The organism is Bacillus sp. PPSBB_2, assembly GCF_045291115.1.
In the GTDB taxonomy this organism is placed as follows: domain Bacteria; phylum Bacillota; class Bacilli; order Bacillales; family Bacillaceae_G; genus Bacillus_A; species Bacillus_A cereus.
Genome location: NZ_CP147983.1, coordinates 2,853,205 through 2,865,657, shown reverse-complemented (window position 1 = coordinate 2,865,657; position 12,453 = coordinate 2,853,205). Strand labels below are relative to the sequence as shown.

Here is a 12,453-nt window from a genome sequence, read left to right as displayed (position 1 = left end):
ATATAAAAACAGAAAATTAATAATATATTGACCTCTTGATAGAAAGTCTATAAAATGAAAGCGATAACAAACGATTGCTTTAAAATGTTTTCCCTGATCTTTTAGTATTTACAAATATATGAAGGCATAAAAAAATCTATTTTTTTATGCACTAATGCAAACGTTTTCGTATTAAAAGGTCATTGAAATACATACGTGAAAATAGCCAATATGGAGGTGAAGTAAAAGAGATTTCTAGATTAATTTAAGCAGTGTTATGTAGTGAAAGCATAATAAATCGTTAGTAATATTTGAAGAAAGGGTGTATGTGGTGCAAATTATAAAAAGATTAAGTAACAAAACAGTTTTATTACTTACTTTAATCGTTATGTTATCATCTGTTTTCTCCTTTCAGAGTGTGAAGGCAGTTTCAAATTCGAAAACAACTGAAATTATCATTCATTACAAAGAAAAGCTTGGAAATACAAAAGACTGGAATCTTTGGTTATGGGGAGAAAATGCAAATGGTACATCTTATGAATTTACTGGTGAAGATGAATTTGGAAAATACGCTAAGATAAAAATAGACGGTGACTATAATCGTGTAGGATTTATAGTTCGAACAAATGAATGGGAAAAAGATGGTGGGGATCGTTGGATTGAAAATATAAAGGACGGTCGTGCTGAAGTATGGATTCTTTCGGGTGATGAAAAAGTATATAACTCTAAGCCATCATCGGATCTCTCAATTCAAAAAGCAACTATTGATAGTTTCCATGAAATTACTGTAACGACTAATGTCCCGTTTCATATTAAGGAAAAGAAAATTGAAATTGAAGGCATTAAAATTAAGAATATTACTCCTTATGATATAAACAGTGGAGATATTACTAATAAGGTCAAAATAATTACGGAACAGAAAATTGATTTAAAACAAACATACAAAGTTAAAATAGAAAACTTAGCTGATACGAATACTGAAATTGGTAAAGTCATTCGTAGCGAAGAATTTGATAATTTATTTTATTATGGTGGTAACGATTTAGGAAATACATATACTCCGCAACATACAAAGTTCCGTTTATGGGCTCCTACTGCAAGCGAAGCGAAGTTAGTTACATATAAAAACTGGAGCGATAAAATAGGTGCTGAAATAAACATGCAACAAGGTGAAAAGGGAACTTGGACAGCAGAACTAAAGGGGAACCAAAAAGGGCTCTTTTATACGTATAAAGTCAAAATTGGTGATAAGTGGACTGAAGCGGTTGATCCATATGTGCGTGCTGCTTCTGTAAATGGGGATAAAGGTGCAGTCGTTAATTTAGAAGAAACAAATCCGAAAAAATGGAAAGCAAACAAAAAGCCAAAATTTAAAAATCCGGAAGATGTTATTATTTATGAGTTACATGTACGCGATCTTTCCATTCAATCTGAAAGTGGTATTAAACAGAAAGGGAAGTATTTAGGTGTAACAGAAAAAGGAACAAAAGGGCCAGAAGGTGTAAAAACAGGACTTGATCATATAAAGGATCTTGGTGTTACTCACGTTCAGTTTTTACCGATATTTGATTATGCTTCTGTAAATGAAGAGACTTTAAATGAACCGCAATATAACTGGGGATATGATCCTAAAAATTTCAATGTTCCAGAAGGCTCCTATTCTACAAATCCTTATGAGCCGACTGTGCGAATAACTGAATTAAAGCAAATGGTTCAAACACTACATGATAATAATCTTCGAGTGGTGATGGATGTAGTATATAACCATATGTATAACGCTGCTGAATCTAATTTCCATAAGTTAGTTCCAGGTTATTATTATCGTTACAATGAAGATGGAACATTTGCAAATGGAACTGGAGTAGGAAATGATACTGCTTCAGAAAGAAAAATGATGAGGAAATTTATGATAGATTCCGTCACATATTGGGCAAAAGAATACAATTTAGATGGATTCCGTTTTGATTTAATGGGTATTCATGATTATGAAACGATGAATGAAATACGTAAAGCTGTTAATCAAATTGACCCTTCTATTATACTACACGGAGAAGGATGGGATTTAAATACACCTCTTGCAGCTGAGCTGAAAGCAAATCAAAAAAATGCAGAGAAAATGAAAGGGATTGCTCATTTTAACGATAATATACGTGATGGGTTAAAAGGTAGTGTATTTGAGGAAAAAGAAAATGGTTTTATAAATGGAAAGGAAAACATGGAAGATCGTATTAAAAAAGGTATTACGGCAGGTATTGACTACGATACAAATTCGTCTACCTATCAAGATCCAGAGCAGGTGCTAACTTATGTGGAAGCACATGACAATCATACATTATGGGATAAACTTGAGTTAACTAATCCAGGTGACAGCGATGAAGTGCGAACACAAATGCACAAATTGTCTTCTTCGATTTTATTAACATCACAAGGAATTCCATTTTTACATGCAGGGCAAGAGTTTATGCGGACGAAATACGGTGATCATAATAGTTACAAATCTCCAGACTCAATTAACCAGATGGATTGGCTGCGCCGTGCAACGTTTAATAATGAAGTAGATTATATGAAGGGTTTAATAGAATTACGCAAAAAGTACTCAGCTTTTCGAATGACATCTGCAGAGCAAATAAAAACACACGTATCATTTATTGATGCTCCAAAAAATACTGTAGCTTATATAATAGAGGGGAATAAACATGAATACTTTACAGTGGCTCACAATGCAAATAGAGAAGCTGTTGAAATAACACTTCCATCGAAAGGGCCTTGGAAAGTACTAGTAGATGGCAAGCAGGCGGGAAGTAAACTACTTTATGTTGTCCATGACAATAAAATTAAAGTTCCTGCATTAAGTTCATTTGTCTTAAAAACAGAGAAACCGATTAAATAAAAGCGAAGAATGTGGAAATAAATACTGCATTGAGCAAATTTAACAAGGATTGCAAATGAAAAAAGCGAAGTGAAGATTATTCTCACTTCGCTTTTAAAGTTAATGTAATATAATTTCACATACTGTAATTATATTACAATTTAATAAAAGAAATAAGCAATAGAGTATTTCTTTTATGACAGTAGGAGGAGAAGATATCTTTGAGTTTATTTATAAAATTACCTGAAATACATTCGTAATTCATATAATGTTTATTATATATTCGAACATATAACGAACTAGATGTTCGAGTTGTATTAACTCCTACAAATCGTTTAAAAATAACAAAGGCGTAAAAAGTATATGGAATTAAAATAGAGAAAAGACACCATTCAAGGTGTCTTTTCTCTATTTTGAATATGAAATGTAAGTAACTCGATTGTATGTAATAGTATGTGATATTTTCACACTAACTGATTAAGAAAAATTTAAAACTCTTTTCTTAATCTATTTGTAATAAATTACATCATAAAATTTTATCGATATAATAAATAAAACTTTCTCAACATTATTTGATTTAATAACTATATTCAACCGCTCTCCAATCCATTACAATAATTTCACATTGGAAATACATGAATATTCTCAATGTTACAAATGGTTTATACCTTATAGGATTACTATGGGAAAGGATGTAAAATATCCAAAAAGAAATCATTTTTTATGATGAAATAAAAAATTTTAATGAAGAAAAAGTTATTTCATTATTTTCAAGTTTCGTTAAAGTGCATGTATTTATAATCACTATGAGACAAGGAGCAGAATCCGAAAAAATTTTTGTAAATTAGAAAATTGCATTTCAAAAATAAGTTAAATGTTTATGGAGGGTTATATGAGCGAGAAAATTTATTACTGGTCTCCGATTAAGCATTGGGAGAAGTTGCATAATGAAGTTTTGATAGGGGAAATGAGATTTACAGGTATTCTGTCTGAGTGGTTTCCAGATTTTTATTTTATGGCTCAAAAAGGTGTGAAAATTAGTGAACTAGTAGAGCGCTTTTCGTTAGGAAATGTAGAAGAGACAAAAAAAAACATAGAGCTCATGATAAAAAATCGTGTGTTAGTAAGTAATATATTACACCCAAGAGAAGTATTTTCTTCACAAGAAAAGATTTTTTCAAATCCATATAGCAACCAGATTCGCTTTTCTAAAGAAAAGTTAGATAAGTATATGAGTAAACAATTAAATCGCACGCACGTTGCTGCACGGTCGACCGAAATTCAACTTGAAACAACAAATGAGCTACCTACTATAATCAAGGAACGTAGGTCTTGTCGTCAATTTGATATGGAAAAACATATTAGTTTTTCGGAATTTTCCCGATTCTTATCAACTCTAAAACAGGTTAGGGAAGAAAAAATATACTATCATTACGCAAGTGCAGGCGGGCTCTATCCCATTGATATCTTTGTTTATGTAAAACCAAAACGTATAGAGGATATGAAAGCTGGATTTTATTATTATAACCCATCAAAAAATAGTCTTGTGATTGTAAACAACATTGATCAAGTAATCAAAAGTGATCATGAGTTAATTAATCAGGATTTATTTACTCAATCTGCCTTCTCAGTTTATTTGGTTTATAATGCGAACGCTTCCATCCCGAAATACGGTTCAGATGGATATTTATTTGCTTGTATTGAGTCAGGCATTATCACTGCTACCTTAAATATGGTTGCTGAGACATTAAATTTAGGGGTTTGTTCAGTCGGTCATATGAAATTTGAAGAGATTCAGCAATTTTTATGTTTGGATAATCATCAAGTGTTTCTTCATGGGCTTGAAGTTGGCTTGAAAATTAACGAGTAGAAGAAATGAATATTAGGGGGATAAAGATAAAAATGCACATTAAAGATCGAAGTTCGATTCATGAAAATAAAGAAGTAGAAGCGTTTTGGAAGGAGCAATTATCTTCCGAGATTCTCGATTTTTCTGTATTTAAATTTAATAACGATTACCAACTAAATAAAGAAACACCTTGTGAATACGTTCAAGTCATAGTGAATGTAGAATTTAGTAAAAGTATACAAAAAATAAGTAAGTCTCAAGATTTATTATTATTTAGCTGGTTTCAAGCCGCTTTAAGGGTTTGTTTGGCACATTATACAGATCAAGAAAGAATTACTATTGGTATTCCTATAATTGAAAAGAATCTTGAACAAAGTGAGAATCTTAATAAATTGATTCCTTTAGGAAGTGAAATCCAGCCGCATCACACCTTTAAACAATTAGTAAATGAGATTGAACAAACGACTTTATTCGGGTATGAAAATCAGGAGTATCCGCTCTCTGAATTATTAGTTAAACACAATTTAACTCCTTTTCAAATTGTAATCGGGATGGAAGGATTACATAATGAAAATTCGCTAGAAGAATACGCAGAGAATAATTTAGCCCTATGGATACGAAGAAAATGGAATGAAATACATAATGAATTTGAATTTCAAATTTCTTGCAAGTCCCGTTCATTCTCTTCTTTGCAACAGTTTGCCAATTCGTATTGTTATGTTTTAAAGCAAGTTTCACAAAATCCGAATTTGGCATTGAAAGATATTTGTATTATTGCAGAAGAAGAAAAAGAGTTGTTAGAAGGATTGAATACTTTTCAAACGGGCATAGACTTGTTTCAATCATTTCAAGATTTGTTTGAAGCGCAAGTATTAAAAACTCCAGATCAAATTGCTGTTGTTTGTAATGATCAATCTTTGACATATAGAGAATTGAATAAGAAAGCGAATCAATTGGCTTCTATTCTTCAAAGTAAAGGTGTTTCAAAAGAAAGTATTATTGGCGTTATGGTAGATCGGTCATTAGAAATGATTATTGGTATGATGGGGATTTTAAAAGCAGGAGCAGCGTATTTACCAATCGACCCTAACTACCCAACTGAACGAATTGAATATATGTTACAAGATAGTCAAGCAAAATATTTACTTAGTAAGCGAACAGAGGAAGTATTGCCACAATTTGCAGGTGAAGTACTGTATCTTGATAAAGAATATCTTTTTCAAGGTGAAGAAAGTAATTTAGTACGAGAACATAATCCTAATGATTTAGCTTATGTTATTTACACATCAGGATCGACAGGAAATCCAAAAGGGGTAATGATAGAACAAAAATCGCTAGTTCATTTTTTAAATGTAATGAGAGAAAAAGTAAAAGCTAATCAATCATTCTTGTTTCTTGCTAGTGTATCTTTTGATATTTCCTTGTTAGAAATATGTCTTCCTTTAACGCAAGGTTCAAAAGTAGTAATTGCTACAGAGGACCAGTTTGCAACAAAAGAATTGGCTCATTTGGTCAAAAAACATAAGGTGGATTTATGGGAATCAACGCCATCGCGAATGGAAGTGATTTTGAGTGATCCAGAAGGGGCGATTTTTCTAAAAGATTTAAAATCTATTTTATTAGCAGGAGAATCATTTTCCATTGATTTGGTTGAAAAAATTCGTTGTATCAGTGAAGCAACAATTTTAAATATTTATGGTCCCACAGAAACAACCATTTGCGCAACAGTAAAAGACTTGAGCACTTCCAAAGAAGTTACGATTGGCAAACCTAACCCGAATTATCATTCCTATATATTGAATAAGTATGGCCAATTAAAACCATTTGGAATTCCCGGTGAACTCTGCATTGCTGGCGTAGCGGTAGCACGAGGGTATCTTGGTAAAAATAAACTGACAGATGAAAAGTTTGTACCGAGTCCTTTTGCGGCAGGGGAAATGATGTATCATACAGGTGATCTCGTTCGTTGGTTGCCTAATGGAGAACTTGAATATTTAGGTAGAATGGATCATCAAGTGAAAATTCGGGGGTATCGGATTGAATTAAGAGAAATCGAAACTCAATTAAGGGAATATCCAGAAATAAACCAGGCTATCGTTGTTGATCAAGTGTATGGAAATAGGAAATTATTAGCTGCCTACTATGTATCGGATAACAAGGTGTCTTTTGATGAAATCAGAAAATATTTAAGTGATAAATTACCTGAGTTTATGATTCCTGAAAAAATGATTCAGGTAGAAGAGATTCCATTGAATCCAAATGGAAAAGTGGATAGAAAAAGATTGTTGGATATAACACAAACGGATTATGTATCAATTCCATACGTTGCTCCGCGCAATGAAATTGAACAAAAATTAGTGCGTGCATGGGAAAAAGTTATGGAGATCGAGGGAATCGGTATTCATGATAATTTTTTTGCATTAAAAGGAGAATCTATTAAAGCACTTCAGGTAATTAATTTATTAAGAAAAGACGGCTTAAAAATAAGTACAACAGATTTTTTTAAGCACCCCACAATCGCTCAACTGAGTTCTTGTGTAAAGCTAGAGCATAAAGAGGAAAACCTTGAAAGTAGACCAACTCATGTTAAAGATTTGTCTAAGCCATTTTCCTTAACAGAAGTTCAGACAGCGTATATGATAGGACGGAATTCACAGTTTGAATTAAGTGGTATTTCCCCTCAAACATATTTTGAATATGAAACAGCTTTGGATATCAATCGTCTTTCAAAAAGTTTTCAAAAGGTAATTCATCGTCATCCAATGTTGCGAGCTGTAATTTTACCAGAGGGAAAACAGCAAATATTACAAAGCGTTCCTGATTACGAGATTGAAATAGTGAGTCTCATAGATTTAGATGATAGGAATCAACATGCTCGCTTACAAGAAGAGCGTTCTCGAATGACTAACCATGTATTCCCTTTGGGGCAATGGCCTTTGTTTGAATTGAAAGCTTTTCTTTTAAAAGAAGACACGTATTTATTATGTTTTCGATACGATGCTTTATTAATGGACGGAGCAAGCATGAACATTGTTGGACAGGATTTGTTGCATTATTATTATAAACCAAATCAAAAATTAGAATCTTTATCTTTTGATTTTCAAGATTATATGTTTATCTATGATGAAATGGAACAAAGCGAAGAATATAAAACAGCAAAAGATTATTGGACAAGTAAGCTTCCTGACTTTCCGTTTGCACCTTCTTTGCTGTTAAAAAAGGATCCAGCAGAGATTGCTACTCCTAAATTCCAATCACTTACAAAAATCCTGGATAATAAAAAATGGACAAAGCTACGAAAGTTAGCACAAGAGAAAGAGGTAACGCCTTCCGCTCTACTTTGTACAATATATGGTGATGTGTTGGCATATTGGAGTAATCAACGTCGATTAGCAATTAACTTGACTGTATTTAACCGTTATCCTGTTCATGATGAAGTAGAACAGATTGTTGGAGATTTCACATCACTTATTTTATTGGATGTTGATGTAAAACCAGAGCAAACTTTCTTTACTAGAGTAAAAGAAACGCAAGCTACTTTATTAGATGGCCTTGAACATCGTCATTACGATGGAGTTAACTTTATTCGAGATTTTACTCGATATCATCAAATGACGCCAAAAGCAGTTATGCCAATCGTTTTCACCTCGATGTTAGCGGGTGCAGGTGCTTTCTCTTGGGAACAACTTGGTTCTCTTCGCTATATTCATGCTCGGACTCCACAAGTGTATTTGGATAATGTAGTAATTGAAAAAAATGGAGAGTTATTAATTAGCTGGAACTATGTTGAAGAGTTGTTTGATGTTGATGTAATAGAAGCAATGTTTTCCCAATTTGTTGACTTATTGGAACAATTGGTGAAACAAAGCGATATAACATCTTTGCAGATGAAAGAATCGGATCAAACTTTAATTAAGCAATACAATGAAACAACAGAAAAAATACCTTCAACTACTCTGTATCAATTATTTACAGACCAAGTAAAACGTACACCGGATGAAGTAGCAGTGGTATTTGAACAAGAATGGTTAACATACTCGGAACTTCATAAACGTTCTAATCAAATTGCCCACTTCTTAAAAGAGCAAGGTATTGGTCTAGGTGACAAAGTGGGTCTTTTAGCAAAAAGGCGAGTTGACACAATTGTTAATATGTTAGGTATTTTAAAATCAGGTGCCGCTTATGTTCCGATTGATCCCGATCATCCTTTAGATCGCCAAACATATATTTTAAAAAATAGCTCATGCAAGCTTTTATTAGAACCTAGTCTTTATGAAGAAAATCATTTGTCATTTTATACAACAGAAGATATGCCCACTATTGCTGGTCCAGAAGATATTGCCTATATTATATACACTTCAGGAAGTACAGGAAAACCAAAAGGAGTAATTATTACTCACCAAGCGGTTACAAATACTATTCAAGACATAAATCAAAAATATGAGGTGAATGAAGATGATCGTATTATTGGTATCTCTTCCATGTGTTTTGACCTATCTGTATACGATATTTTCGGAGCTTTAAGCACAGGTGCAATGTTAGTAATGATTCGTGATCCGAGAGACATGCAAGAATTAATCCACACTGTCGAACGTAGAGGGATTACAATTTGGAATACAGTGCCTGCAATCATGGATTTGGCATTGGAGCAAGTAGGTTCTCATTTTGAATATCCTTCTTTACGTTTAGTTTTACATAGTGGAGATTGGATTCCGCTTTCTTTACCAGAAAAAATAAAACGACATTTTCCGATTGCAGAAGTAGTCTCACTAGGAGGGGCAACAGAAGCATCGATTTGGTCAATTTATTATCCGGTCAAACAGGTGGAATCACATTGGAATAGTATTCCATACGGGATGCCCTTGGCAAACCAAACGTATTATGTGTTGAACTATGAAAAGAAAATGTGCCCTGTTGGTGTAATTGGAGATTTATATATCGGGGGAGTGGGCCTTGCTAAAGGATATTTAAATGATGAAAAGAAAACAAATGAAGCGTTTGTGTCACATCCTGATTTTGGTCTTATATATAAAACAGGGGATTGTGGAAAAATGCATTCTGAGGGATATATTGAATTTTTAGGCCGCCAAGATTACCAAGTGAAAATTCAGGGATATCGAGTAGAGTTAGAAGAAATCTCTCATTGTCTTCTAACTTATAAACAAGTCGAACATGCTGTCGTAATTGATCAAACAGATGAGAACGGAATAAAATTTTTAGTTGCATATGTGGTAACTGAGCAAAATATTAGTACAACAGAACTACGAAAGCATTTGCAAGATCACTTGCCAGATTATATGATTCCTTCTTATTTTGTTTATTTGGACCAATTACCCCTGACTCCAAACGGTAAATTAGATAGAAAAGCGCTCCCTACTCCGGAGAAACAAAAAAATGAAGTATTTATTGCCCCAAAAACTGAAATGGAAAAAATATTAACTAGTATTTGGCAAGAAGTACTCAAAATAGATCAAGTTGGAGTAAATGATCATTTCTTCGCCTTAGGTGGAGATTCGATAAAAGCGATTCAAGTGTCCGTCAGACTGTATCGACAAGGATTCGAGCTTGAACCAAAAAATATATTTTCATTTCCTATATTAAGGGACATGGTTCAATTTGTTAAAAAGCTAGACCAGTTCTCAAGTTCACAAACAAATGATGTAAACATAATGAACGATAATAAAGCTACATTACTAAATGTTAAAGATAAACAACTTAATCAACATACACTTAACAAAATACAAGAAAAAATGCCGGATATAAAAATAGAACGTATTTACCCGTTAGCACCTTTCCAGGAAGTTATTTATGAGCATGCTACGAATGAACCTGATACAAATGCATATTTTGAACAAACAATTTGGGCACTTGAGGGGGAGCTGGATATTAAACTCTTTATTCAGTGTTTCCAACAATTAGTTGATCGTCATGATGCTTTAAGAACAATAATTGTGCAAGATGAACAAGCAAAACCTTGGCAAGCTGTTCTATATGATGTTCAAATAAATTCAGAAATAAAAAACTTGATTGAGATGACGAAACAAGAACAGCAAGAATTCCTAAAACAGTGGATGAATGAAAATTTAAGTCGAGGATTTAAAAATGATGAACTTATGACACGTCTCTGTATATTCCAACTAGGTAATAACGAGCATAAAGTAATTTGGAGTTCCCATCATCTATTATGTGATGGTTGGAGCGTCAGCATTTTGATAGACGAATTATTCCAGCTCTACGAAACTACAAATGCCGGAACTACGGCGGGGTTACCCATGGTAAAACCTTTTGAAACATTTATAGATTGGACTTTGGCACAAGATCATGAGAAAGCACGTCATTTTTGGCGAGATTATTTATCAGGATACAATCAGAAAATTAGTATTCCTAAAAAGAAAGTCCCATCTAAAAGTGAAGGGTTAAACTTCACTTTTATGGATTTAACATTAGACAAGGATTTGACTGATCAGTTACAGACATTTGTAACTAAAAATAATATAACTATGAATACGGCATTACTAGCTGTATGGGGAATATTGCTTGGCAAATTCAACGGAACGAGAGAAGTAGTATTGCCTAACCTAGTATCAGTCAGACCCCCCGAAGTAGAAGGAATTGAAAATATGTTCGGTCTGTTCACAAATGTTTTGCCTATCCGATTAGCATGGACAGAAACGCAATCTTTTGTGGACTTCCTGCAAAAGGTACAACTAGAGACATTGAAATGTAATGAGTATGCATACTATTCATTTGTTGATATACAAAAGCAAAGTGAATTAAAAACTGAGTTGACTGACCATCTTTGGGTTTTTGAAAACTATCCAACTAATCCAGCAATCTTTTCTTCAAATGAAAACAGACATTTTGCTATCACGGATTACGAAGTTGTTGATGAGCCACATGTAAAGTATGGAATTATGTGCTTCCCTGAAGAAAGACTTACAATAAAGTTTGGATATGATCAAACGGTATATGAAACAGAGAAAATACAGGAAATATTAAATCACATCCAGGGGTTAATCAACACGATTCTTCAAAATCCAATACAAACAATTTGTGATTACAAATTGAGGGTGTTGCAAAACTAAAATAAACATGCAATGTTATGAATCAGAAAAACTAGCTGAACATGCAATAGATAGCGATTTTGACCATACCAACGTGGCTGTTCCAACCCTTTATCTTTGAGTTTACTAAACTGTTGTTCAATTTTCCTACGTTCTTTCATCAATTGTTTACCAAAGATAGTTTGTATAAAATGAGATAATACACGACGATGTGTACTCTTATTTTGTTCACCATTCCTAGGATTGATTGGATTCATGGCAAAGATGTTACATGTTCGTGCAATTTCATAAATACGTTGACTATNTACCTACACGTGAAAAAGTAGAAACGTGAGGAACGAAATATAAACCACAAGATACACGAAATGAAGGATATTGATGCAAAAAACGTGTTAATTTGCGTAAAGAGTCAATTTGAAATACAGTTTTCAAGAAAAAGCATTTCAGTAAGGCTTTTCTACAGATTGGTGGGCGACCTGTCACAGGCGGAACGCCTTCAATAGTTAAACTGTCTACGTATGCAAATAAAATCTGTAAAATGGATTGATTTTCATCAAATTTGGTTATCATACTAGTAAATCCGTCCTTTCTGGAGATAGTTTCGGTTACTATCATTTTTCCAGGAAAACGGATTTTTTTATGCATTCATTTTTGGATATTTATGAGTTTTGCAACACCCTCAAATTATAAAA

The 12,453-nt window shown here is 33.2% G+C and carries 3 protein-coding genes and 1 pseudogene; 3 read left to right on the top strand and 1 reads right to left on the bottom strand.

The genetic code is table 11. The annotated features are described in order from the left end of the window. Nucleotides 1-310 precede the first annotated feature (310 nt). From pulA to V6946_RS14310, 3 genes are all read left to right on the top strand, one after another. Nucleotides 311-2,869, top strand: a complete 2,559-nt coding sequence (gene pulA / locus V6946_RS14320; protein WP_006922688.1) for a type I pullulanase — start codon at nucleotides 311-313, stop codon at nucleotides 2,867-2,869. 871 nt (nucleotides 2,870-3,740) lie between these two features. Further along, the gene (locus V6946_RS14315) at nucleotides 3,741-4,718 is read left to right on the top strand and encodes a SagB/ThcOx family dehydrogenase (RefSeq protein ID WP_006922689.1); all 978 of its coding nucleotides are present in this window, start codon (nucleotides 3,741-3,743) and stop codon (nucleotides 4,716-4,718) included. A gap of 32 nt (nucleotides 4,719-4,750) precedes the next feature. Beyond that, nucleotides 4,751-11,782, top strand: coding sequence for an amino acid adenylation domain-containing protein (locus tag V6946_RS14310; RefSeq protein ID WP_366981839.1), 7,032 nt, complete (start codon nucleotides 4,751-4,753; stop codon nucleotides 11,780-11,782). Here V6946_RS14310 and V6946_RS14305 read toward each other — a convergent pair. Beyond that, nucleotides 11,779-12,331, bottom strand: a pseudogene (locus tag V6946_RS14305) (transposase). The gene V6946_RS14310 and the pseudogene V6946_RS14305 overlap by 4 nt on opposite strands. Nucleotides 12,332-12,453 lie beyond the last annotated feature (122 nt).